The following is a 23,873-nucleotide window of genomic DNA, read 5'->3' as shown; positions in this document are numbered from 1 at the left end:
GCAATCGGCATTTTGGGGGCCGGCGGTGCGATCGGGGATCAATAACCTTGGCCGCGGATACCGCGCCGATACCGTTCTGGCCGATTATGCTCGTGCGCTCGCCTTGACCGGGCGCGAAGACGAAGCAGCTGTGATTTTAGAGCGCATTACCAGTGAGTGGAGCCGCAATCAAGTTTTGACGACTCTGGCCGCACAACAACCGGGCAAGGGCGACGGGCAGTCCAAGAATACTCTCCTGGATAAGAGCATAGGGCCCGAAAGGCGTGTTGTTGAATATGCCATGATGTCGGAGGCGGCTTTTCGGCGGTACAAGGCCGACGAAGCGCTTGTTTTCCTGGATCTGGCTCGTGAGGCTGCCACTGATATCGAGGCCGGAACAAAAGCGCCGCATGGTCATTACAGGCTTGCCAGCGCGCTCGATCTGGCTGGCGACCACGAAGCTGCCAAGACAGCTGCGCGCGCGATAGCAGATCCGTCAAACCGTGCGATCACTTTAATTGAATTGGCGACGCGCCGGGCGCAGGGCGGACACAAGAATGAAGCACACGCCTTGTTGGCCGAAGCCGCTGTGTTGAGAGAAGAACTGCCACCGGAAAAACGGTATCTTCCGCTGTCCTGCGCCGCGGAGTTCAGGATCAGGCAAGGTGAGACCGAACGGGCGCTGGAGCTTGCCCGCACCACCGCATCAGACGAAGAGCGCAAGCATATCCTGGGTGGACTGGTGCACACCGCCGCTCGGTCAGGCCACTGGACGCTTGCAAAAGATCTGGCAGAAGAAGCTAATGCCCAGGATACGCTGGCATCGGTCTACGGCTATTGCGCAAGTGGATTTGCAGCGCGCGGAGAAACCGGCACCAACACCTGTCTTGCGGAAGCGCAGGCATTGTTGGACGACCTGATCCGGAATGCCGGTGAAAGGACGGAGCGTGAGCGATGCATGCTAAACGATGCTATCGTGGCAGTTGCTGTTGCCGAGTCCCTGTCGCGCAATCCCGACGCGGTTGGCAAATTGATCTCCGCGCTTCCGGACGCACGAAGCCGTCAGCACGCAAATCACACGAGTATCAATGCTCAAACCGGTCGGGACACGACTTTGGCATTGTTGATGGCGTTGAATATGGAGAGGCTAGACGCCAAACTTGAGGCTCTGGCGCGAATTGCCAGGTTTCTCGCGGCAGAGGCAAAAAATTGACCTTGATTTATGAGACCTGAAAAATGAAATTCTGCAGTCGCCAGGTGGTTGCGGATTGGCAATTTGCGACGCAACGGAGAACTTGATGCCGCAATATCATCTGACCGCCGTCTTTCTCGCGACGCTTGCGCTCTTGTTGTTTGCACCGCGGTCAGCAGAAGCAACGCCGGACAAAGCCTTGCAGCATGTCGTGTCGGTTCTGCCGGTCTGGCCGGGTCATGGGCAGGGCGGTCAAGGTGGTGAACCGGGGTCAGTGCCGGAGGGAAGCGGTGTTGTCGTGCGTCCGGGTCTGGTTGTGACTGCTTTTCACGTCGTGGAACCGGCCGAACGCATAGATGTTCGGTTGTCAGACGGCAGAGTGCTGCCGGCACGTCTCGTGGCCGGTGATGAGGCGAGCGATATCGCGCTTCTGGCGGTCGATTCGGAGCTGACACCGATCGAGGTGGGCCCCGAACCCGATCTCGCGCAACCGGCCTGCGCAATTGGAAACGCATTCGGGCTTGGTTTGTCAGTCACATGCGGTGTCGTGTCGGCAACCGGCGTGACCAATGCGGGTTTCAACGCCGTCGAGGACTTCATCCAAACAGACGCCGCCGCCAACCCGGGAAGCTCGGGCGGCGCGCTGGTTGATTGGGATGGCCGGCTGATCGGCATGGTTTCAGCGATTTTCGCCTCAGGCGCGGACACCAATATCGGTGTGAACTTTGCAGTTTCCACCAAGCTGCTTCTGCGTGTCGCCGACGCGCTGAGGACTGAGGGCGGAGTATCCTATCTCTCACCCGGTTGGCAGCTTGGCTTTGCGGACCGGTCGCAGCTTGCGGAGGTCGCCGCCCCGGTCGTTAGGTCCGTGCGTCCAGGGGGCACAGCGGAAATCGCCGGCATTCTCGCCGGCGACCTTGTTCTGGAAATCGGCGGCCGGAGGACACAAGACCCGAGGGACGCCACTGCCGCGTTGGCGCTGTTTCCGGACAACACGGAAAAAGTCGACGTCGTCCTGAGCAGAAACGGCGAAAAGAGGAGGGTCAGCCTGCAATTTGCGGCCCCTGACGCAAAGCCGCAGGTGGCAGGAGCGGATGTGGAAGACCCCGGTTGTCCGCATCCGATTGCCGTCTGTCGGCAGCGTCAGGCCGTGTTTCCGATATCGAGCTTCGATCCGATTGCAAGCGCGACACGGATCGGCGAGACGCTCCTTGTCACCAACAGGCATGTAATTGGCGATCGTCTGGAGGCAACTGTCCACACGCCGGACGGACCGAAATCAGCAAAGGTTGTTCCCTCGGCCTTTCGCGGTGACCTTGTCCTTCTGGAAGCAGAGGGATTGCCGGACAACGGTCAGGTGTTCGATCTCGCAACCGCATCGGAACCGTCAGAGCTTTTTTACACAATCGGCGCCGACATCGCCCGTCGGGAAGTGCGGGTCTTTGATCCGGGCGACCTCATCTTGCCTCCTGCGGACGGGGCGGAACTCGGTCGTCTCCATGTCGGAGCCCGGATGCAGCCCGGCGTAAGCGGTGGCGCTCTTGTGGACCGGGACGGCCGACTGGCGGGAGTTGCGGTTGGCGGTGGAGATGGTCGTTTTGAAGCTATCCCACTATCTGCCGTCAATTCACTTCTTCAACGTCGTGACGACCCGGCCGCAGCTAGGAATACGCGGCGGCTCGGCATCAACTTTGCTGCCTGTGCTGCGTCGGTCGATGCTGTCGCAGCGGGTGATCGGCAACCGGAAAACCTGGAAATGCTTGAAAAGACGTGTACTGCGTCGTCAAACCACGGCCAGCTTCTGGAAGCTGGACGCCTCTTGGCCCAGGCGGGCGAATTCGACGCGGCTGTCGGCCTCCACCGGCTTGCGTCCGAGCAGGTCCCGAATTCGATCAATTCCAGGATGTCGCTGCTGGTGTCCCTTCAGCTTGGCGCTCGGTTTGAAGACATGACCGAACACGCCCGCTGGCTGTTGGAAGCAGCGCCCAACGACCCCCAGGCGCTGCGTTTCTCTATCCAGTCGGGTGTCTGGGGCGGAGACCTGCCGCTCGCCGAAAGAGGATATCAGGCCCTGTTGCAAGCAGACCCAAGGCAGGCACAAGCAGCACGCCGCTTCATTGACAATGCCCCGCCTGCACCTCAGCGGCGCTGAATGTCAATCCGTTTCCGGGTCAGCGATCCATCCCGCGGAGACAATGCCTTCGCGCTCGAACGGGGAAGGTACTGCGCGCGACAGGATACGTTCCTTGAGATCGGCAACCGATTGATTTGGATCTTCCGCCAGCAACCGCGCGGCAAGTGCGGCAAGGCGCGGAACGGCATAGCTCGATCCCGAAGCGACTACCGTGGCTCCGCGAAAGTCCACGACGCTGAGGTTTTCCGCAGGGAGCATGATATCGACATGCTGAGCGCCCCAGTTTGACCCGCGTGCGAGCCGCCCAAAAGCATCTGCCGATGTCACCGTCAGGATATTGTCGAGATCCAGTGCCGCAGGATAAACGGGTTCTGTGTCAATGTCCCTGCCGTCATTTCCGGCGGAAACGATAGCAAGTATTTCTTGACCCTTGATGGCGGCTGCAAAGGTTTCCCAATCCTCAGCATTCCGGCTTCCAAGCGGCATGGCAAGGATTTTCACATCACTTGCCAGCGCGCGCTCAACCAGATCCCCCATCCGTGTCATGTCCGGGCGCGGATACTTGTAGGGAATAAGGGCCGCTTGGGGTGCCTCCCGCACCAGGATCGAAGCGACGGCCGTTCCGTGCCGGATCGGCAGAAAAGCCCCCCGGGACGTGTCACCATCATAGGGCCAGGGATCCAGGTCCCAGAAATCGAACCCGACAGGAGTGCCGGTCTCGTCCCGCGCGAGACGGTCGCGAAACTCGGGAAGGTCGTACGCAAGGCCGGAATCGACCATCGCCACCCGAACGCCACCTGGATCTTCGCCCGGTGGCCAGGGAGCCTGCAGGACTTCCGTCCAGCGCAAGGTGGTCAAGTCTCCGTCCAACTGATCGAGAAAGATCCAGGGCGGGTCTCCTTTTCGGATGGCTCGCGCGGAGCGCACGGTGCAACTGCCATCGGCAATTGCAAGGAAAACCGGATTGATCTCCTGTCCGTTGGCAGCGGCAAGGCTTGCGCGAAACTGACGCAGCACACCATCGTTCAATCGGGACTCAAGCGCGAGCTCATCTCCGCCAGGCAGAATGAGGCGGATCAATATGCGCCCGGGCGTGCCGTTCCGTGGCAGGCGGCGCTCTTCCATAAGCCAGCTTCCGGGGAGGGCGCTTTGAACCTCCAAACCCGTCATGTCCGGCCGGCCGCAAACACGTGCAATGGATAGGTCGATCCAGTCCGTTGACGCATTCATGGATTGAGCATATCCGCTTGCCGCTGCGAGCGTCATCAATGCAGCAGCAAAAAATGCCTTGCCAGAGTGAGCGAAATACCGCCTTGGGAGGTTTGCCGGGCGTCGCATTGCCTTTCCGCGCTTGTAGAGTGTTTTGGTTGGGGTTTTACCGTAGTGCCGACCGCGCATGGGCGCTATCGGGATTCGGCAAAAACATCGCTGCAATCTTCTGATTGCGTTCCAGCGTCCAAGGCTCAGGTCGAAAGATTTTTTGCACTCTGTTGTTGCCGGCATCTGCGCTGGTCGGAATCAAAAACGGCTTTGACGAAAGTGTCAAAGCCGTTTTCAGAATCTTATATTCAAGCTTTCGGAAAGCTCAGTAGCCCTTGCCTTTGAAGAACTCCTGAATCACGGTGTTAATAATGATTTTCAGGTCCAGGAGCGTAGAGCGAACCTCAATGTATTTGAGGTCATAGTAGAGGCGCATGGAGGCAGCGTAGGCATCGCGTGTTTCACCGCGGAAGCCGTTGACCTGCGCAAGTCCGGTAATGCCCGGCTTGATGCGGTGGCGCAACTGGTAGCGGGGATCAAATTCTTCATAGGGCATACCGTTTGCCAGCATCCCCGGAACGTGGGGGCGCGGTCCAACGAGAGACATTTCGCCTTTGAAGACATTAATCAGCTGCGGCAATTCGTCGAAGTTGCTCCGACGCAAGAACCGGCCGATCGGCGTTATCCGCGGATCGTCCTTAACGGTCTGTCGCACACCCGACGCATCGCAGTGATCGACATACATCGACCTGAATTTGTAGGTGGTAAAAACTTTGCCGTTCAGTCCGTGGCGTTTCTGCTTGAACAGAACCGGACCTTTGCTGGTCGATTTGATCGCGATTGCCAGGAACGTGAAAAGAGGAATGAGCGCCAAAAGACCGAGGAAAGACCCGGTCAGGTCCAAGCCACGCTTGAATATCCTGGAGCTGTAGGAGGGATCGGCTTGTTCAATCGCGCGACCCAAATCAGTATTATGAAATCCATAAACGTCGTCAGTCATTCTCAAAACTCTTACACTTTTACCGCAAAACTCCTGGCAAAACGCCGGATGCAAGTATTGTCATCAATCTGCCGACCACTAAAAAAAACTGTGGTCCCCATAAATTTGGTTAATCGGACGTTAATCGATTGCGCGCAGCGATGCAACTTCAAATTTTCCGCTGGTTGAGTAGGGAACTAAAATTAACGTATGCATTCAGTCACATAAATAAAACAAACGATCCGAATTTTTCTTAGAGCAGCCCATTAAGCCCGAAAAATGGCACTTGGTTAGCCATGCAATCATTTGGTGTTTCAAAGCCAAACAGGGCCTTTTTTGCCCTGCATTTCCGGTCTTCGTACTGTTGCGCAAATGCTGCCTGAGCGGTCTGGCAAGTTTGTCAGCATGCGAGAGGACGTGCCCGAACGGGACATTTCGAAATTTGTGCCGACTTTCGATCATGTCTGCTGTCCGTCCTTCCTTGAAACTATCCTGAGTGGTTAAATTGGATTGGAGGCCACAGGGCATGTTGGTGATTTGAAATTGACAAAAGAGCAAATTTCCAGCAACTGCCGGTCCTTGGGCCCTTTCAAAACGAAGCAACAGCTTTTTGGACTCGCGTGTATTCACATTTCGTTAAATTTACCAAAATCCTAATTTGGTCAATTAGTTTTCGTCATCTTGTATCTTAGTCGCTATAGTCGCCGGCGCTTGGCGGACTTGCTCCTAACTCTGTTTTCGGTGTAGCCAATTGCGGAAATTGAACCGGGTGCGGTGCAGTTTGCGAAAATCTGCAGTGCGCAACACTTTAAATGATGGTCGAAACCTCGCGCACCGCTTCTCAGCAGATGCGTTTGGTCAGACCCGTTGCCGGCAAAGAACTTTTAATTGCGGACTGATTTGGTGTTTAGATGATTGTTGAAGAAACCAACTTGCACGGTGTTTTCGTGCTGACCCCGAAACGCTTCGGCGATGACCGGGGCTTTTTTTCAGAAAGCTGGAACAAACGATCCTTTGAAAAGATCGGTGTCGCCACTGAGTTTGTTCAAGACAACCATTCGCTTAGCACGACGAAGGGAACCGTAAGGGGGCTCCACTTTCAAGCCCCGCCACATGCGCAGGCAAAGCTTGTCAGATGCGGTCGCGGTCGAATTTTCGATGTTTCTGTCGATATCCGGCGTGGATCGCCGACATTCGGGAATTGGTTCGGAGCGGAACTGAGTTTTGAGAACGGCAAGCAGCTTTTCATCCCGGAAGGGTTCCTGCACGGTTTCATGACACTCGAACAGGGCAGTGAAATCATTTATAAGTGTTCCGACTTCTATGCTCCCGAATGCGACGGAGCCGTTCGTTGGGACAGTTGCGGCATTGATTGGCCGCTTGCGGACATCGAACCGGTCTTGTCAGACAAGGATGCCGTGGCACCGCCACTCGCCGAGTTTGAAACACCTTTCGAATATTGAGGGTTTCCATGAAAATTCTTGTCACTGGCGGAGCGGGCTTTATCGGTTCTGCTGTCATCCGCCTCGCTGTTCAGCGTGGTCTGAGCGTCGTAAACGTCGATGCGCTGACATACGCTGCATGCCTCGACAATGTCGCGCCTGTCGCCGACAGCCCGCAATATGCTTTCGAGCAGGCGGACATTCGCGACCGGGGCGCACTGAAGCGTATCTTTGCCGAACATCGGCCAGATGCCGTTATGCATCTCGCCGCGGAAAGCCATGTCGACCGTTCGATCGACGGTCCGTCCGATTTCATCGAGACCAATATTGGCGGAACCTTCAATATGCTTGAAGCCGCCCGCACATACTGGGAAGAAGCAGGAAAGCCGGAGGCGTTCCGCTTTCACCATATCTCCACGGATGAGGTTTTCGGTTCACTCGGCGAGACGGGCCTGTTCACGGAGGAGACCGCCTACGATCCGCGCAGCCCGTATTCGGCTTCGAAAGCGTCATCTGACCATCTTGTGCGGGCATGGCACGAGACCTACGGCCTTCCGGCTGTCGTCACCAATTGCTCCAACAACTATGGGCCCTATCATTTTCCAGAAAAACTCATCCCGGTCGTCATCTTGAATGCGCTCGCCGGAAAGCCCATCCCGGTTTACGGAAAGGGTGAGAATGTTCGCGACTGGCTTTATGTCGAAGACCATGCCGATGCGCTGCTGCTCGTGTTGCAGAAGGGTACGCCGGGTCGCAGTTACAATGTCGGGGGCGAAAACGAGCGCAGGAATATTGACCTTGTCAGAACCATCTGTGCCTTGCTCGATCAGAAGCGGCCCAAGGCGGACGGTTCCTACGCCGAACAGATCACGTTTGTGACGGACAGACCCGGCCACGACATGCGTTACGCGATCGATCCGACGCGAATCCGTGAGGAACTCGGCTGGAAACCAAGCGTGAATGTCGAGGAAGGTCTGGAGAAAACCGTCCAGTGGTACCTGGACAATGAGAGCTGGTGGCGCGCGTTGCAGGACCGCAAGGGCGTCGGTCAAAGGCTTGGTGTGACAGCAGGCGCGAAGGCATGATGCTGGTTTTTGGCTCATCCGGACAGGTGGCGACCGAACTTCGTTCGCTGCTGCCGGATGCGGTATTCCTTGGACGGGCGCAGGCAGATCTCGGTGCGGATACGGATATCTCGCAGCTGATAGAGGAAGTGCGGCCCGAAGCCATTATCAACGCAGCTGCTTATACCGCCGTCGACAAGGCCGAAGAAGAAGAAGCGTTGGCTCTGAAGGTCAACGGTCATGCGCCGGGCCAGATGGCCCGCGCTGCAGCAAGCCTGGACATCCCGCTGGTTCATATTTCGACCGACTATGTGTTCGATGGAAGCGGAGAAGCGCCGTTTGCACCAGACGCCGTTACCGCTCCGCTCGGAGCCTACGGACGATCGAAGCTCGCGGGCGAACGGGCTATCACTGGCGAGACGGCCAACCATGCAATCCTGCGCACAAGCTGGGTCTTTTCCGCGCAAGGCGCCAATTTCCTGAAAACCATGCTGCGTCTTTCGGAATCACGCGAGCATCTGACGATCGTTGCTGATCAGGTCGGTGGACCGACACCGGCGGCTGCGATTGCTGAGGCGTGCGTCACAATTGCGCGTGTATTGAAAGATGACCGGTCAAAATCCGGGATCTACCACTTTTCCGGGGCACCGGATGTCAGCTGGGCCGACTTTGCGCGTGAAATTTTCCGTCAGGCCGGACGGCCTGTCGAGGTGGAAGACATTCCGACCTCGGCCTATCCAACCCCGGCAAAACGTCCGCTAAACTCCCGGCTGGATTGCCGGTCCTTGGCCGCATTTGGCGTGGATCGTCCCGACTGGAAAACTGGTGTTGCAGATACTTTGACCAAATTGGGTGTGACTTCATGACAAAGCGCAAAGGCATCATTCTCGCGGGCGGGTCCGGAACAAGGCTTTATCCCCTGACAATGGCCGTGTCGAAGCAGCTGATGCCGATTTACGACAAGCCGATGATCTACTATCCGCTATCCGTCCTGATGCTGACGGGCATTCGTGAAGTTGCGATCATCACGACGCCGGCAGACCAGCCCCAGTTCAAGCGCCAGTTGGGGGATGGCAGTCAGTGGGGCATGCGCTTTGAATATATTGAGCAGCCTTCACCGGACGGATTGGCGCAGGCCTACATTCTCGCCGAAGATTTCCTCGGTGGCGCCTCTTCTACAATGGTCCTTGGCGACAATATCTTCTTCGGTCACGGCCTGCCGGAAGTTCTGCTCGCCGCCGATCAGCGAGAGGCGGGCGGCACCGTATTCGGTTATCATGTCGCCGATCCTGAGCGCTACGGCGTGGTGAAATTCAACGAGGATGGTCTCGCCCAGGAAATCATTGAAAAACCAGCCGTGCCGCCCTCAAATTATGCCGTCACCGGGCTCTATTTCCTCGACGGTGACGCGCCCCGCAGGGCGCGGGAAGTCAAACCGTCTGCGCGTGGTGAACTTGAAATCGTTACATTGTTGGAAATGTACCTGCGCGAAGGCGCTTTGAGTGTGGAGCGCATGGGACGCGGTTTTGCCTGGCTTGACACGGGAACCCACCAGTCGCTGCTGGACGCCGGGAACTTTGTCAGGACGCTATCCATTCGGCAAGGCATGCAGTCCGGCTGCCCGGAAGAAATTGCATATGCGAACGGCTGGATCGACCGCGACAGGCTTCTTGAGCACGCGGATTTGTTTGGAAAGACGGACTACGGGAAGTACCTGGCGGCGTTGGCATAGGGTTTGGAAAGCACAAAGCCAACTCGTTTGAAGGGTTGGCTGATTTTCGATTAATGATCAAAAGGGGAGCGTGGTTCGCGTTGGACAACTCTTTGATGCACAATCTAAAGCTCGGTTTGTTACGAGCCGCTTCGTCGATACCCGGTTCTGTTGGCGAAGAAGCCACGACCCGGTTCCTGAGGCGCAGACGCTCAGCCGCCGGGGTCGACGCCGTTCATCGGTTTGACGTTTTGCTCGGCGCACTTTCAGAAGATTCGCTGTGCCTTGATCTTGGGGCGAATGTCGGTGAATTCACCGAGAAACTCGCCGCCAAGGCAGGACATGTCCACGCCTTTGAACCGGATCCCTGGACCTTCGAACAGCTCAAGGAACGCGTGGGCCATCTGCCGAACGTGACCCTTTACCAGGCCGCGATCGGCGTGGAGGATGGCACGATCGAGTTGCGTCGCCCGCCCGAATTCGAGAATGATCCAAAGACAGCGTCCGTCGGATGTTCCATCGTCGCAGGTGCTGACGATACCTGGAGCACTGTCCCGGTGAAAATGGTTGGCTTCTCGGGATTCTTAAAGGGTCTCAATCGCCGGATCGACATCGTGAAAATGGATATTGAGGGCGCTGAGGTCGACGTCCTGGAACACTTTCTGAAGTCACCTTTGCTGACCGCTGTGGACGCCATGTTTGTTGAGACCCACGAAGTGAATATGGCCGAGTTGCGCGAGCGAATTGAAAAGCTTCGTCAGGCGGTCAGTTTTCTGGAGAAGCCTGAAATCAATCTGGACTGGCCATGATCCGCCAACAAATGGTTCGATTGGACCATATCTGCGCGATCCTGGAGGGTTCCGGGAGGCAGCTCAGAAACAGGTTCTCAACGAACCAGGCGAACGCGTGAGATAGGCTCCAAAGTCGGAATTTGTTCATCCCTTTTCACTTGCTACCAGACAACCGGTCGATTCATTCACCGCCATGGTTTTGCGCTTGCATCGGATGATGAACTTTGATTAATGGGCGTCATAGGTCATTTTGAGTAGTTATCAAAAAAATGGAAAATAAATCATGATAGTATTTCATTATGATGCAAATACTAATTTTGGTGATCACTTGAATAGTTGGCTCTGGCCCGCGTTAATACCGGAATTATTGGAAAAAGAAGACGATATTGTATTAATCGGTGTTGGCTCTATTATTTCGCACAGCCTGAACATCATGCCTGGCAAGAAGATTATTTTCGGCACTGGATCCGGATATCGGAGTTTGCCTTCGCCGGAAGAGGTGAGTGAGTGGGATATCTATGCCGTTCGTGGACCACTCACGGCCCGAGCGCTGGGTCTCGATCCCAAACTGGCGATTACCGATGGAGCCTGGCTTGTAAACAACGTCCCCAAATATGCTGATCTTTCAAGAGACAGAAGCGGGACCGTCTTCGTACCCCACTGGGAAAGCATGTTGTATGGAAACTGGGAAACCATTTGCGCCAAGGCCGATGTGACCCTCATAAATCCACTCGACTCATGTGATGATATTTTTCCTGCATTGGCCGGTGCAGAACTTGCAATCGTTGAATCTCTGCACGGTGCGATCTTTGCCGACTATTACGGCACACCCTGGATCCCGGTGGCCTCGCAAAATACCATTTCGCAATGGAAGTGGGTTGATTGGTGCAGCTCTCTGGAACTGGAATACAAACCCTATGTGTTGCCTGCCTCTGACTATTGGGATGCGGTTCTTCGAAAACAACCGACGGCCATAGGCTCCGCGAACCCAGAGAGCATACCCGTGCCGGACAACATGACGGGGTTTCACGGCACGCTTCAGGTTCATAACCCGAGCGCTCTCGGACAGTTGAAGAACAAGGTCAAGCCAGCCCTGCGTTCGATGAGATCGAGTGTCCTTGAGAGCCTTAAGTTCATGCGTACGACCAGGTTGATGAACAGCTTCAATGAAAAGCGCAGTGACGCGGTCAGTCAGTACTTTCAAAATCTCAAGTCAGGACCGTCTTTCCTGAGCACCGATGCCGTAAAGTCAGAGAAAATAGAAAGACTGAACGCTGCCTTGGAGACAATGCGCCAGAACTATTCCGGGTAGGATGAAACGTCCGGCGCTTCGCCCGAAGTTCGGCCAGATCAACAGAAAATCCACGTACCATGTCAGCTTGGACTGCTGTTAATTTGAGCAGCGATGTCCTGCAGTCCAGCAGATTACAGTTTATTGTCGAAATGCGAACTCTGGTCGTGGAGCCGGGCGTGCTGCGGCACAGGAAACCTCAGCCTCGGCGCGTATAAGGTAAGTTGGGCCGTTGACGCTCGCTCGACCGATCCCGCGGTGTTGTGCTCAGCTCTGGCATTGCATTGCGATTGTCAGGCTTCGGTATGTCTTCCATGCTGCTTTCCAGCACAGGTTCAACCTTTTCCCGGTAAGCGGCCGCTGGCCTCGCTGCACGTGTAAATCCGATTCTTTTAGGAACGACCTCCTGATCCGTTGTTGCCTGATCCTGATCTTTCGCACTGAGCATCCAGACGCCTGAACCGATCATCGCCATGAACAGAACATATGTTGCGTTCCAATAGTGGACGGTGGCACCTGCAAGTAACATCCCGCCAAGGCTCACCAGATAGCCCTTTCGGTAGTTGTCGAGATCGGGATCCTTGAAGTCGCAGCTGCCGAGCCTTTTCATGATCAGGTAGATCGCGACTATGAACGCGATGCCGCCCGGTAGTCCATAGCGCATCACGAGCAGTAGCCAGAAGTTATCGACACTGTCGCCCATCCAGGCAGGACCGAGCCAGCTACCGAAGCCAATGCCGAATACGGGCGCGCTCCAAACTGTTTCCGTGCCGAATTGCCAGATCAGAATCCTGTTGTAGGCACTCCTGCTTGAAAAGGCGAGATAGTTGACGAAAACGTGGAACGGTGACCGTGTTGAAAGAATATCAATCAAAACATAGAGAACTGCAAAGCCCCCGCCCAAAATCAACCAGCGCCTCGGTAATTTCATCATGGCGGTGATCTTGTCCCAGGCGATCAGGAACAGCTGAAAATTGATCGCCAGAACAGCTCCGGTCGACACGGACAGGAACGATGTGAAGGTAACCAGAAGAAGCTTCATCAATCCCGTCACCGGGCTGCTGCCGGGCTTATTCAAAACGTAAAATACCAGCCCGAAGACCGACGAGCAGTAAACCCCGAACAAGATCGAGTGTTCAAAAACGACTTGCGCGCGTTCCAGACCAAAGCGTTTGTTCATCGAAACAGAACCGGGAACGGGCAGGACCTTGCGCAGCACATCGAGAATAATCGGTTGGCCTGTCGCTGCTTCGAAGACGGCGAAGGGCAACAGAAAAAGCACGCTGAAGTAAAAGATCTTGACGAAAATATAGAAGGACTGCTTGTTATCGATAAGAATCCTTGTGACGAGATAGGCCCCGAGCCCTTCGATAATGTAGATCGCACTTGTTTCTATGGTTTGGCCAAACCCATGCACGACCGAAAGACTGATTGCGCTCCAAAAGAATGAGAAAATAAACAGAAAATCAAAGGCGAATACAGGTTTCCCGCTGGAAAAGAGTCTCAGCATAAGCGGGATAATCATCACGACAAGGATGAGCCGGTAAGGCGTAAGCCGAACGGGACCGAGGAAGAAGAAGACAGGGACCAGAAGCGAAAGCACCAGTAAAACCGGTAGCCAGCTCGTGTTCTCACTTGTCATCTGCTTCATGGCTATCTATCGCTTTGCCGTCACGTGCATTTTGAACCACACATTATCGTTTCTCATGTGCTCAAAAACAAAATCTTAAAAACAACAATTTGGCAGCGGAAATTGACACCGCTAGTATCGTTCACAATTTGCTCCGAACCTTGCTGACGACGCCCGAGGCGATCTCGAACATATGAGTCTCGACACCCTTCGGCCTTCCTGACACGAGCCAGAGGAGACCGTGAGTGAGGCAATATGTTGTCCCGCCCATGAATATCTTGGCTGCCAGGATAAAAGCGAGGGTTGTCCCACCACTATCGCCCTCGTTCGAAATAGGCCATAGGGCGAGCAACACAGCTGTCATTGTGAAAGTCGCGACCAGACTTCGCCACAAGAGCCGGAGATGCCCGGCAACATTCAATTGCGTGGCAGTCTCGGCGCGCTTGATCGACAGTATCACATGCACGAATGCCGTTGGTATCCGGGACAAGGCCGCTCCAAGGAGACCGAGCGTGGGAACGAGAAGAAATAGTCCAAGAACAAAAACCACGAAAACCGCAAGATTGCGCAGGAAAAGGCTTCTGACGTCATTTTGAGCAATCAGGATCGGCTGGATCATGTAGACCAGCATTCCAAGCGCATTAAACGGAGCTATTATCTGAATGACAGGGACGGCGGCCAGCCAGCTGGTGCCAAGAAAGAGCGGGATAAACTCCGATGCGGTCAGGCCGAGGCCGCACCCGATCGGAAACATCAAAAACATCACCAGCGCCTGAGACTTGGCATATGCGTTCATCACACGCTGTTTGTCGTCCCGCATTCTTGCAAATGCCGGATAGATTGCGCGGCTGAGGCTGTTCGCCACGAAGTCGGACGTGAGACGGATGAGTTCCAGACTGATACTCAAATAACCGACAGCGGTCGTGGTCATGAAAATGCCAACGATAACGGTGTCTCCGGCTGTCATGCCGTAGCCGATAAAACCGACACCACTCAGCCAGCCACCTACACCTAAAAACATTTTCCACTGGGTAAAACAGATGCGTGGGCGATAAGGCGCAAAGACATATGTCAGCACCGCCCGGGTAATACTGAACCCATAGGCCGCAATAATTAGAGCCCAATAATTCTGCAGCCACAGGGCCAATCCGATTCCGACAGCAATCTGAACAATCTTGCCGACGAGACCCACAATGACGTTGGGCCGCATGTTATTGGCCTGCTCGAACTTGAGAAACCGGGTGCTTTTCAGGCTGTCGATGAGCGGCAGGGCGGCAACGGAAAGATAGATCAGGGAAAACTTGTCGTTTCCGAACCAGGAGAAAACCGCCGCCGCGCAGCAGATAGCACCGGCCAGGAATACTCCCATCAAAATCGACATTGTGAATGCGTTGTCGAAATGCTCCCGCTCAAGATCGTGGGTGCGGATGAGGATCAAGTCGAACTGCCGGTTTATGAAGGCGGTCGACAAGCCGACGGCGATAAGTGCCAGCGCCATTGTTCCGAAGTCATCCGGTGAAAGGATGCGCGACAGGACAAAGATATTGAGAACACTGAAAAGCCTGATCAAAATTGAACCGGCTACGAGCCAAGAGGCGCTGCCGAGCACTTTTTGCCCGTGGCCGGTTGAGCGCGACGCCGCCGTCAGATCTTGTGTCGGACCGTCACTCATGGAGTTACGATTCCGCACATGGAATGCGAAGAGGAAGAATGTCCTAATCTAAACATGTTTTCGCACCGCTCTTCAATTTGCCGCGGTGATGCCGTCTGCAATCGCAGAAGAGCAACCGAGAAAAATGCATCATTCATTAGACTGATGAAATGGTTCTATTAGTTAGGGTTCCTGTTGGGCGCAGGTGATACGCGCTTCATATCCAACGGATGAGTAATGACACGGTGCACTTAATACATGATTTAAAGAAACATAACAGCAAGAAATAGGGGCATTTTTCTGCGTTTTTCCGGCAGTAAAAGGCAGGTCTGCGGTTGTCGGCAGAAGAAAAGAAACAGGGGGCAGCATTGGAGCCGGGCAGTCAAAGCCTTTTCCCTGAATCCCAACAAGGTCACAAGGAAGCTCTCATCGAAGTCTTTCGCAGGTCGGGCGTACAGGATATCGAGCGACTGATCCTCATAAGTTAAGAAATCAATTCACTCTTTGACTCTCGAGCACCCGCCACCGACACCGCGCAAGTTGAAAATCGGATTTTTCATTCCCTTTTCGTCAAGAAGGTTAACTTGGATTCCGCGCTGCGGTAAGAATCGTGTTTCTCATCTTGCCGGGTAGCGTTTTATAGACCGTTCCTTGACGCCTTGACACACCTGATCAGCTGCTTGGAATATGGCCTGGATGAAGGCGGTGAATGGCAACTTGTTCCGGGATTCAAAACGCCGTTGCATGATGAGATTCTAACATCGGATAGTCGTTCATTCTCCACGGTGTCCGGACGAGCCTCACGACAACGGATAGTTTCAAAAAACAATATAGAATATTGATCTAAAATAGTTTTATTGCATCTGCAGTTTAGGGTTTTTCTTGTGATTTCGCCCGTCTGAGAGCAGACCGGCGACCGCGTAAAGATCTGCGGACGTCGCAACTTATTCCAAAATTTCCTCACGCCGAAATCTCCAAAGAAGGGTCGTCAACAGGTCCCGGAAATTAAGCCGGGATAAACGCATTGAAACTCCCGCGGACAGCCAAAATTAAATTCATCCTCAACAGCGGAAATTTATAACCGCGCCATGGCAAGAAACTGGCTTGGGAGCACCGCCTGTCGTGGCAATCCGTCCGTCCTCAATATCGATTCAAATTTTAGTATCTGCTCAAAACCAATCTCAATGAATCTGTTGGAAAACGTGATCAGCTTTAGTGTGAGAACAAGGGCGGCTAAATAATGGCTAACCAGTATTACGTATCGAATACAGATGAGTTCAATGCGATCGTCAGTAAAGTATCTGATGGGGACACCATCATACTTGCTGAAAACAGCGCTGACGATCCATATGACATCATAATATTGAACTCGGATTTTGGTGCGACTGGTATCACTATTACATCTGAGAATCCCGACAGCAAATCGGTGATCGGAAATATCGTGGTGAGGGACTCAGCCGGTGTGCATTTCGATGGCATCGAAGTCAATTCTGACGCCATGCAGGACGAGCGCGCCGAGTGGAAGCCGGACGTAAGAATTGAGTTTTCAAAAGACGTCTCGATCACAAATTCCTATCTCCACGGTGATGCGACGGAAGCACTGACGGATCTCGACACCCAGTCGCCCGCAGAAACCATGGCAAACGTCAAATACGTTGATGGTTTTGTGTTCGAAAACAACCTGGTCGAACACTACTTCCACGGTCTTTCCGTTTCAGAGTCCGACAATATCAGCATCTCCGACAATGAGATAACGGAGTTGCAAGGTGACGGCATCCGCATGGGGTCGGTGCAGAACGTTGTCATCGACAGCAACTACATCCACGACTTCTTCGGAGCTGCTGCCGATATCAACCACACGGACTTTATACAGCTTTGGGCTATTCGCCCGGAGCAAGTGTCTGAAAACATTACGATCTCAAACAACATACTCGATTCTGGAAGCGGTGCTGCCGCGCAGGGCATCTTCCTGCGAAACGAAGCGGCCGATGGGTTTCTGGCAGGCGATGATGTTGACACAGCCGACCTTTATTTCAGCGACATCACGATCGAGAACAACTTCGTTTACACCAACTCGGTCCATGGAATTACCGTCGGCAAGGCAAACGGCGTTGAGGTGAACAACAACACCGTAATCTACAATCCGCAAACGTCGGTTGAGCACATATTGTACCCGCCGTCGATCAATATCGACGCGACGAATTCGGACGTGAGCATCACGAACAACATCGCGACGACGGTTTCAGCCCCCGAAGGCAGCAATCTCAGCAACAACTACGATGTCAACTATACGAACGAGAAAGCGGACAATTACGCTGACAAGGTTCTTGTAAACCTGGGTGCCGGCGGAAAAACAAGCTACGACCAGCTCGCTATCGATCCTGACGGCCCCCTGGGTGGTGTCGACATCGGTGCCGACATGTCGACCATCGATGCTGCGTCCGACGCCTTAGTTGCCCGTTTTGAAGTCAGCGCCGTGGCGGGATCGGAAACCACGTTCACGTTCGACGCGGGCCTCTCTTCGGGACCTGATGGTTATCTGGGCGACGGTGATGCGACATACAAATGGGTTTTCGAGGACGGAACGGTAAAAACCGGCAAAGTCATCGAACATGATTTCGGCGATGCCGGTATCCAGAAAGTCGAACTGACGGTGGAAACGGAAAATGGTGTCAGCGATTCCAGCGTTGGCTCTGTTGAGGCGAAAAGCCCGTTGCTCGTAAGCGTTGCGGTCAATGACGGGAAGCTTGTCGATTTCGCCGATTACTTTTCATCCGGTTACACCTACGATGCAAATTCGGTTACCGATGATGGCATCAACATCTCCGATGGTGAAGAACTCGTCGTCTTCAGCCGCAGTAAGAATCTGCAGATCTTCGACCACGAAGAAATGACGATTTCCATTGGCCTTCAGCGTAATGAAACAGATGGCGGTGGCGGTGACTTCCTGAACCTTTACACCTCATATCAGGCAAGCATTCAGGACGATGGGACTGTCAAGTTCACGGTCTTTACCGATGACGGGGGCCGGACCGACCTTGTTTCAGATGTCGCGATAACGGACACTGATTGGCACCACTTTACCGTTTCAATGGACAGCACCAACAACACGGTCACGATGTATATTGACGGTGCTGAGGTCGCATCCGGTGAGATGAGCGGCAAAGTGAAGCCGCTGCAAAGCTGGAACCTGATGCTTGGGTACCTCGACACGGCAAACGCCAACGTCGATTCCCTGACCATGCTTTCAGTCGCCGCGGACGCGGATGCTGCAAAAGTCGCTTCCAGTCTGTTCCTGGCTGACAAAAATGATGGAAACGGTGAAGTTTCGCAGGAAAAAATTGCGAACGCGCTGCTGACATCAGAAGGCGATGTCGATGACGGGGTTTCCGATGATGGCGGTTCAAAGACCGACGATGGCGATCCGGGTACAGCCCCGAAGGATGATCCTGGATCGGATTCGGATGACGACGATGTGTCTTCAGACGACGATGATCAGGTTTCAGTAGATCCGGTCGACTATCAAACGAAGCTGGAGCAAATGATAGCGGCCGGCTTTGAGAACACATTCGAAGGAAACGAGACCAACATCGGCACCTACAATTCGGTCAACAACCTTTGGGGCACCGATGACAGCGACCTGTTCGTCCATAACAGCATCGTCGATTTCTATCGGGGTGGTGAGGGCTTTGACGTCATTCAGTTCAACGAGGCCGGCGAGGTCAACAACGGCATCAGGAAGCAGAGCATTGAGGGCTTCAGTCTCGTCAACGGCAAGGAAAACCTGATCGAGGTGAATGACACTTTCTACAGCAAAGGATGGGAAAGTGGCTTCTTTGTCTTCGGTGAAAGCATCGACACAGCCGACATTAGCGGGCACGCGTACTACAAGGGCGTTACCCAAATAAATGGCAATGATTTCCACGTCGTGAGCTATCAAAACCCATATGACAGTGCGCGGGAGGTCTACGTCGATGCGGCGATGAATGTGACCTTCAACGGTTCTGCTCTTCACGAAATTGAGCAACATGCCGCTGACAAGCTTGAAGAGCGAGGGATCGATGCCTCCGACTTGCTGCGCGGTTCGGTTGCACGTGAAAAGCTGGCGGGTACAAACGAAGCAGATACCTTCCTTTACGATGAGGATGATACCTACTGGGGTGGTGCCGGCATCGATACGATCTATTTCGATCAGGCCGGAGACATCAGGCCGACGAGCGGACACTGGTCAGTAGAACGTTTCGATATGGAGAATGGTGTCGCCAATACCATGGATATGTGGACCTTCAGACTGGTCGACAACAATGATGGCGACGCGATGGTGCGCGGCGATGATCTGGACACCCTGGTAATCCATGAGGAACTGCACTACCTCGCGACCGAGACGGTTGATGGCAGGGATTTCTTTCGCGTAGCCGTGTCTCAGGAGAGTGGTCAGCAGGTCCTGATCGACTCAAATCTGACGATCGAAAACAACCATCTTCTGCAAGGTTTTGATGATATCAACTTGTTCTAGACAACAGGTTCGGACCTGATGCCCCAGGCGGGTTAGGTTGGGTCAATAGCATCGACGAACTGCAAAAAGGCGCGGAGTATTCCGTGCCTTTTTTGTTTCGTCGAAGCCGGCTGAGGCCGCTTCACAAGCGGCACTCAGGCATCTCGAATGAGGGTCTCTGCACAAAGCACCGCTTGGCAATTGTGATCCAAAGGGAACGCCACAAAGATCGAACAACATGCAACACGGGCGCCTGTTGGCCCCGAAATGCGGCTGCAGGTCGTAAGCTAGTGATGCTTGGCCAACTCAAGGACGCCGACGCGCGATGTCAGCTCAAATGCTGCGGCAAACCGTGGATCTTTCCTCAGGTCCTTCCAGTAATCGAGCATCGGCTTTGAAAACTCGATGTCGTCCAACACGATCAATGCGCCCGGGTTGGCTCTTTCAAGGACGAGGTTCAATTGCGGTTCAACAAATTCGGGCGTGTGTATCGCGTCAATGAAGGCCAGATCGATTTCACTCGGCGCTTTGTCCTGATTTTCCTCAAAGGGACCGGTTACCAGGCGGCCTCTTTCAAGAACGCTTTGTATGTTCGCCTCAGCGATTTTGCCCCAGACCTCATTGGGCTCAAAGCTTGTAAAATTGCCGGTTCCATTGGCTTTCAAACCCGCGCACCAATACATGCCTGATACACCGTAAGCCCCTCCGATCTCGACGATCTCTTTCGGCTTGAGTGAGTTCACCAGCCAGGAGAAAAAGCGACCTGTTTTCTGTTTGGTGCTGACTTGCTGTGCGTCTCTGGACGATGCAGTTGTTGCTGCCGGGTAGTCCTTCAGGCCTTCATAACCCTCCCAAAGCGGGTGAGCACCCATCTTTGCTGTTTTTCGTGTTTGCTCGTCAATGTGCGCGAACGTCTCAGAAAACTCAGGAGCATCGACAAAGAACTTTGGTAAGTGATTGGCAGTCCATGTGTCGGGACTTGCATGATGAACTTCAAATTTGATTGGGACGGAGTTCTGTATTTTGTCTCTGACCGTTGACGGGATGAACTTCCGAATAAGCCCTTTAAATCGGTGCTTGGACAAACTGTATAAACGCATGCCAATAACTCCATTTATACTATAATTTTTTAAATCAAATGGAGGTTAGACGAGAAATTGCGCTGCGTAAAGAAGCTGAAATGTAACAGCAACATGCGCTGGATTATCTTCTTTCTTGTGTTTGGCTGGCAGGCAACAAGTTCTCAGCCGGCAACATCGGGTGGCCGCTAAAGAAAACCAGGAAGAGATTGATCACACACGTCTCGCTGGAGCAGCACGCTTATCACAACAAACGAGGACACAATCAGTGTCAGGGCATTGACGAACATGTTCCGACGAGCACGCACCAGCGTGCGTTTTCGACGGTCAGGGGTGACCTGGTGCGAATTTCAAGGAGTGATGAAAAAGGCGCGTGTTACCTGCACCGATTTCGATTGCCTATCATGTTGATGCCGGCTCAAGCCGCTTCATGAGCGGCTTCAGGCTATCGAGCGCCGGTTTTTCCACCAGGTGCCAAGACACAACTGCGCAAGCCAGGGTGAGCGGGAAAGACAAGGCGATGTTCATGGCCGGTGACTGCTGACCCCAATACCATATGACAAATCCCTGAAGCGGAAAGGCATAAACATACATTCCATAAGAATAGTCACCGACGTTGTTATAAACTCGCAGGAGACCTGAAGGTGCGTAGCCGAACCAAAACACGGCGTAGGTGAGGGCAACAGAAAACGCGACATCCGTTATCGGTGATTTTCCGATAAGCCAGAACAACAAATACCATAGAAGAAAGAGGCCGGCGGCCGCAGGAAGCGAGAGCCTTATCCGGTCGCGCCAGAGCCAGGCCGCAGTGCCAATCGCGAACGGTAGAGCGAGTTTCAGGAATGAGTCGACTTTAACCGGTAGCGGCAGCGAGGCGTAAAAAATCAGCAGCCATCCGCCAAGCCCGGCCAAAAGAAAAAGACTCGCAAGGCGCCTGTTTTTCAAGACACCGAAAATGCCTGCCAAAAAGACGCAAAGATAGCAGGCGACTTCATGCACCAGTGTCCAAATGGAGCCTTCAACTTTGGGGTAGGGGTTGTCCGTGAACACGCCCGGCAGTTCGAACTGCAGCTGAACGAGACCAAGGTTGCGTATGATGAAGGACCAAGTTTCGTAGGCGAACAGGTACTCCATAACCGGCAGACTGGTGACCGCTGGTCCCATGACAAGTGCGACAAACAGCAAGGAAACAGCCAGAGCCGGAAACAGTCTCAAGACGCGTGCTAGTGTAAACCGGGTGAGCGTTGAAGAGCGCAGAAAACTCGCCGCGATCAAGAAGCCCGAGATCGCGAAGAAGATGTGAACGCAGATCGAGCCGAGCGAATGACCTGTGGCACCATAAAGTGGTTCCAGCGTGTCAGGACCCAGGGCAATAGGCCATGCATGGGACACAAGCACACCTGTTGCAGCCAGCATGCGCAACAGGTTGAGGTTGTTGTCGCGTCCCTTTGAAACGTCTTCAAGTATCATAAACGAAAACCAATAGGTTTAGCCGGTCGAATTCGATCCTTAAGCGCGGCTGCTTCATAAATCTAATCAATAGCACGTGGTGCAAACTGCCCGGCGAGGCACACCAATAAGTGTCTGCCGGAATGAAAGTGCACGTCAAGACACTGCTGTATGCTTACTATTACCCTACCGTAGTTGAGGGACGCCCATTTGAAAAGACCTCCAAAATCGTTCCGTCAACAGGGTTAATCTCAATATCCCGATCGGTGCCGAACATGCTTTTTTGCTGCGAGTCCTTTGCTCGACGCATGATGATGTATCGGTTTTGGCCCCAGGCAAACGTTTGGGGCAGGAAGCCTTACTGCGCCAAAATGTTTCTGAAATCCTGTGCTACGTCTTCCAGGCAGGAGAAGTTTCCACCTTCAATAAAACTTGGCATATGCGTTTGCGCCTTAAGGCCGAGTTCAGGCGTTTCCTCGAAGGTTCGGCACGTTTCAGCCAGCGTGTTTCCGAGATCGGCAGGCAGGGCCTGTTCAAGCGGTAGCAGGTTTTCGTGGCGCTTCGTCATGTCCTTGTTGGCATAATTGTTCGTGATTGTGCGCATCCCGAAATGGGCCATTTCCAATGGCGGATAGCTGGGGTGAGGGGATGCCATGAGTGACACGCCGACCGCCGACCGGCACAGCAAAGCGCCGTAATCGTCGAGGCTGAGTTTGCCGAGAGACTTGAGTGTAAAGCCGTTGCCGAGGGGAATGTCGCGGTGTTTCAGGCCGGCGGAGCAGACCGTCCAACCGCCGTCTTCAACCGATTTGTTTTCGGGCATTTGCTTCGCAAAAGCCTTCAGCCCTTCTTCCAGGATGCTGAAGCAGTTGCGGTCGATATTGCGCCGCCCGTAGACGAGTATGATCCGTTCCTTCTCCGTCGACGAAAGGCGGTCCAGAAACGGCCGGATCGCGGGCGAGAGAACAGGTTCCAGAACGTAGTGTCTGTCACAGCGGTTGTTCAGTGCGTGATAGTAATCAAGAAGCTCTTTTGTGTTGAAGATAATATTCTGCGGATTTTTGGCGTTGATTGCGGCGGTTGCCATAATATTGGCCGAGGAAAATGGATAAAAATTTGGTTCATATTCCTGGAAGATATAGAATTTTGTCAGGATCGGCTGTGAAAAGTGAGCCGCCTGCGCCTCAAGAACAGGGTCGAGATTAAGAGCAATCCACCAGTTATAGACCAGAAAAAGGTCCCGCTTGCGCGTCGAGATCGAGCGGTTCGTCGACTGAAGGCTCTCAATCGTAATCCCCGTCGTGTCCGCGAGGATTGAGTCTTCGGGATCGTAAGGATCCTCGACGATAATCCGGACATCAAGTGGAAGATCCCGGTTGACTGCGGCCGTCAGCTCGAAAAAGAAGTCTCTTGTCGTCGTGACCCCACCGAATGCCTTCTTTTTGGAAAGGGATGGCAGGATTAGCGTCAGCCTGGGTTTTTCGTCAGGATCGGCCTTGAATGTGTTGGGTCTAATAACGCGCGTTTCAATCGGGATCGGGTCCAGCGCCCGGCGGAAATATCTGAGGACTTCGCGCAATTGGGGGGGCATCGCCTCGCGCGCGCGCGCCTTTAAGCTATTCATGAATGTTTGCTTTCTCGTGCGTTGAGCAGGTAGGCGACAATTCAGCCATGGGTTTTTTCCGGCAGGAGTAATTACATTTTCGGTTTATTTTGTCCAACCTGG

At 53.9% G+C, this 23,873-nt stretch carries 16 protein-coding genes; 9 read left to right on the top strand and 7 right to left on the bottom strand.

What is annotated here, in order from left to right:
* Window positions 1–25: 25 nt before the first annotated feature.
* Both Q0915_RS12840 and Q0915_RS12835 read left to right on the top strand, forming a co-directional pair.
* Window positions 26–1,192, top strand: a complete 1,167-nt coding sequence (locus Q0915_RS12840) for a hypothetical protein (protein WP_299471922.1) — start codon at window positions 26–28, stop codon at window positions 1,190–1,192.
* A gap of 85 nt (window positions 1,193–1,277) precedes the next feature.
* Window positions 1,278–3,323: a trypsin-like peptidase domain-containing protein gene (locus Q0915_RS12835; protein ID WP_299471921.1), complete on the top strand. Its 2,046-nt coding sequence runs from the start codon at window positions 1,278–1,280 to the stop codon at window positions 3,321–3,323.
* A gap of 3 nt (window positions 3,324–3,326) precedes the next feature.
* On the opposite strand, the gene Q0915_RS12830 is transcribed toward Q0915_RS12835, so the two are convergent.
* Window positions 3,327–4,643 carry a S8 family serine peptidase gene (locus Q0915_RS12830; RefSeq protein ID WP_299471920.1) on the bottom strand — a complete coding sequence of 439 codons (1,317 nt, stop codon included), beginning with the start codon at window positions 4,641–4,643 and terminating at the stop codon, window positions 3,327–3,329.
* 247 nt (window positions 4,644–4,890) lie between these two features.
* Window positions 4,891–5,565, bottom strand: coding sequence for a sugar transferase (locus tag Q0915_RS12825; RefSeq protein WP_299471919.1), 675 nt, complete (start codon window positions 5,563–5,565; stop codon window positions 4,891–4,893).
* Between the two features lie 890 nt (window positions 5,566–6,455).
* Between Q0915_RS12825 and rfbC the strand changes: the two genes are divergently transcribed.
* The 6 genes from rfbC to Q0915_RS12795 all read left to right on the top strand — a co-directional run bounded on the left by rfbC (window position 6,456) and on the right by Q0915_RS12795 (window position 11,864).
* Window positions 6,456–7,007, top strand: coding sequence for a dTDP-4-dehydrorhamnose 3,5-epimerase (rfbC, locus tag Q0915_RS12820; protein ID WP_299471918.1), 552 nt, complete (start codon window positions 6,456–6,458; stop codon window positions 7,005–7,007).
* 8 nt (window positions 7,008–7,015) lie between these two features.
* The gene (gene rfbB / locus Q0915_RS12815; RefSeq protein WP_299471917.1) at window positions 7,016–8,071 is read left to right on the top strand and encodes a dTDP-glucose 4,6-dehydratase; all 1,056 of its coding nucleotides are present in this window, start codon (window positions 7,016–7,018) and stop codon (window positions 8,069–8,071) included.
* Window positions 8,068–8,916 carry a dTDP-4-dehydrorhamnose reductase gene (rfbD, locus tag Q0915_RS12810; protein ID WP_299471916.1) on the top strand — a complete coding sequence of 283 codons (849 nt, stop codon included), beginning with the start codon at window positions 8,068–8,070 and terminating at the stop codon, window positions 8,914–8,916. The genes rfbB and rfbD overlap by 4 nt, the downstream gene beginning before the upstream one ends.
* Window positions 8,913–9,782 carry a glucose-1-phosphate thymidylyltransferase RfbA gene (gene rfbA, locus Q0915_RS12805; protein WP_299471915.1) on the top strand — a complete coding sequence of 290 codons (870 nt, stop codon included), beginning with the start codon at window positions 8,913–8,915 and terminating at the stop codon, window positions 9,780–9,782. Before rfbD ends, rfbA begins: the two co-directional genes overlap by 4 nt.
* A 95-nt stretch (window positions 9,783–9,877) precedes the next feature.
* On the top strand, window positions 9,878–10,570 hold the full coding sequence (locus Q0915_RS12800; RefSeq protein WP_299471914.1) for an FkbM family methyltransferase: 693 nt from the start codon (window positions 9,878–9,880) through the stop codon (window positions 10,568–10,570).
* A gap of 265 nt (window positions 10,571–10,835) precedes the next feature.
* Window positions 10,836–11,864 carry a hypothetical protein gene (locus tag Q0915_RS12795; RefSeq protein WP_299471913.1) on the top strand — a complete coding sequence of 343 codons (1,029 nt, stop codon included), beginning with the start codon at window positions 10,836–10,838 and terminating at the stop codon, window positions 11,862–11,864.
* Window positions 11,865–12,042: 178 nt separating this feature from the next.
* On the opposite strand, the gene Q0915_RS12790 is transcribed toward Q0915_RS12795, so the two are convergent.
* Together Q0915_RS12790 and Q0915_RS12785 are read right to left on the bottom strand one after the other, a co-directional pair.
* Window positions 12,043–13,494: an O-antigen ligase family protein gene (locus Q0915_RS12790; protein WP_299471912.1), complete on the bottom strand. Its 1,452-nt coding sequence runs from the start codon at window positions 13,492–13,494 to the stop codon at window positions 12,043–12,045.
* A gap of 121 nt (window positions 13,495–13,615) precedes the next feature.
* Window positions 13,616–15,145 carry an oligosaccharide flippase family protein gene (locus Q0915_RS12785; RefSeq protein ID WP_299471911.1) on the bottom strand — a complete coding sequence of 510 codons (1,530 nt, stop codon included), beginning with the start codon at window positions 15,143–15,145 and terminating at the stop codon, window positions 13,616–13,618.
* A gap of 1,219 nt (window positions 15,146–16,364) precedes the next feature.
* Here Q0915_RS12785 and Q0915_RS12780 point away from each other — a divergent pair.
* Window positions 16,365–19,640 carry a LamG-like jellyroll fold domain-containing protein gene (locus tag Q0915_RS12780; RefSeq protein WP_299471910.1) on the top strand — a complete coding sequence of 1,092 codons (3,276 nt, stop codon included), beginning with the start codon at window positions 16,365–16,367 and terminating at the stop codon, window positions 19,638–19,640.
* 266 nt (window positions 19,641–19,906) lie between these two features.
* Here Q0915_RS12780 and Q0915_RS12775 read toward each other — a convergent pair whose 3' ends face one another.
* From Q0915_RS12775 to Q0915_RS12765, 3 genes are all read right to left on the bottom strand, one after another.
* A complete protein-coding gene (locus tag Q0915_RS12775; RefSeq protein ID WP_299471909.1) occupies window positions 19,907–20,491 on the bottom strand; it encodes a class I SAM-dependent methyltransferase in 585 nt (194 codons plus the stop codon).
* A gap of 609 nt (window positions 20,492–21,100) precedes the next feature.
* A complete protein-coding gene (locus tag Q0915_RS12770) occupies window positions 21,101–22,168 on the bottom strand; it encodes an acyltransferase (protein ID WP_299471908.1) in 1,068 nt (355 codons plus the stop codon).
* A 337-nt stretch (window positions 22,169–22,505) separates the two neighbouring features.
* On the bottom strand, window positions 22,506–23,771 hold the full coding sequence (locus Q0915_RS12765; RefSeq protein ID WP_299471907.1) for a hypothetical protein: 1,266 nt from the start codon (window positions 23,769–23,771) through the stop codon (window positions 22,506–22,508).
* Between the last annotated feature and the right edge of the window lie 102 nt (window positions 23,772–23,873).

The organism is uncultured Roseibium sp. (assembly GCF_947494555.1).
Taxonomy (GTDB): Bacteria; Pseudomonadota; Alphaproteobacteria; order Rhizobiales; family Stappiaceae; genus Roseibium.
Note: the sequence above shows the minus strand (reverse complement) of the source record. Positions and strands in the feature narration are given on the sequence as shown.

Coding starts and splice junctions, on each gene's coding strand:
- Q0915_RS12830 (WP_299471920.1), bottom strand. CDS start 4,643: ATGCGACGCCCGGCAAACCTCCCAAGGCGGTATTTCGCTCACTCTGGC.
- Q0915_RS12780 (WP_299471910.1), top strand. CDS start 16,365: ATGGCTAACCAGTATTACGTATCGAATACAGATGAGTTCAATGCGATC.
- Q0915_RS12790 (WP_299471912.1), bottom strand. CDS start 13,494: ATGAAGCAGATGACAAGTGAGAACACGAGCTGGCTACCGGTTTTACTG.
- Q0915_RS12835 (WP_299471921.1), top strand. CDS start 1,278: ATGCCGCAATATCATCTGACCGCCGTCTTTCTCGCGACGCTTGCGCTC.
- Q0915_RS12765 (WP_299471907.1), bottom strand. CDS start 23,771: ATGAATAGCTTAAAGGCGCGCGCGCGCGAGGCGATGCCCCCCCAATTG.
- Q0915_RS12800 (WP_299471914.1), top strand. CDS start 9,878: ATGCACAATCTAAAGCTCGGTTTGTTACGAGCCGCTTCGTCGATACCC.
- Q0915_RS12770 (WP_299471908.1), bottom strand. CDS start 22,168: ATGATACTTGAAGACGTTTCAAAGGGACGCGACAACAACCTCAACCTG.
- rfbA (WP_299471915.1), top strand. CDS start 8,913: ATGACAAAGCGCAAAGGCATCATTCTCGCGGGCGGGTCCGGAACAAGG.
- rfbC (WP_299471918.1), top strand. CDS start 6,456: ATGATTGTTGAAGAAACCAACTTGCACGGTGTTTTCGTGCTGACCCCG.
- Q0915_RS12785 (WP_299471911.1), bottom strand. CDS start 15,145: ATGAGTGACGGTCCGACACAAGATCTGACGGCGGCGTCGCGCTCAACC.
- Q0915_RS12795 (WP_299471913.1), top strand. CDS start 10,836: ATGATAGTATTTCATTATGATGCAAATACTAATTTTGGTGATCACTTG.
- rfbD (WP_299471916.1), top strand. CDS start 8,068: ATGATGCTGGTTTTTGGCTCATCCGGACAGGTGGCGACCGAACTTCGT.
- Q0915_RS12775 (WP_299471909.1), bottom strand. CDS start 20,491: ATGGGTGCTCACCCGCTTTGGGAGGGTTATGAAGGCCTGAAGGACTAC.
- rfbB (WP_299471917.1), top strand. CDS start 7,016: ATGAAAATTCTTGTCACTGGCGGAGCGGGCTTTATCGGTTCTGCTGTC.
- Q0915_RS12825 (WP_299471919.1), bottom strand. CDS start 5,565: ATGACTGACGACGTTTATGGATTTCATAATACTGATTTGGGTCGCGCG.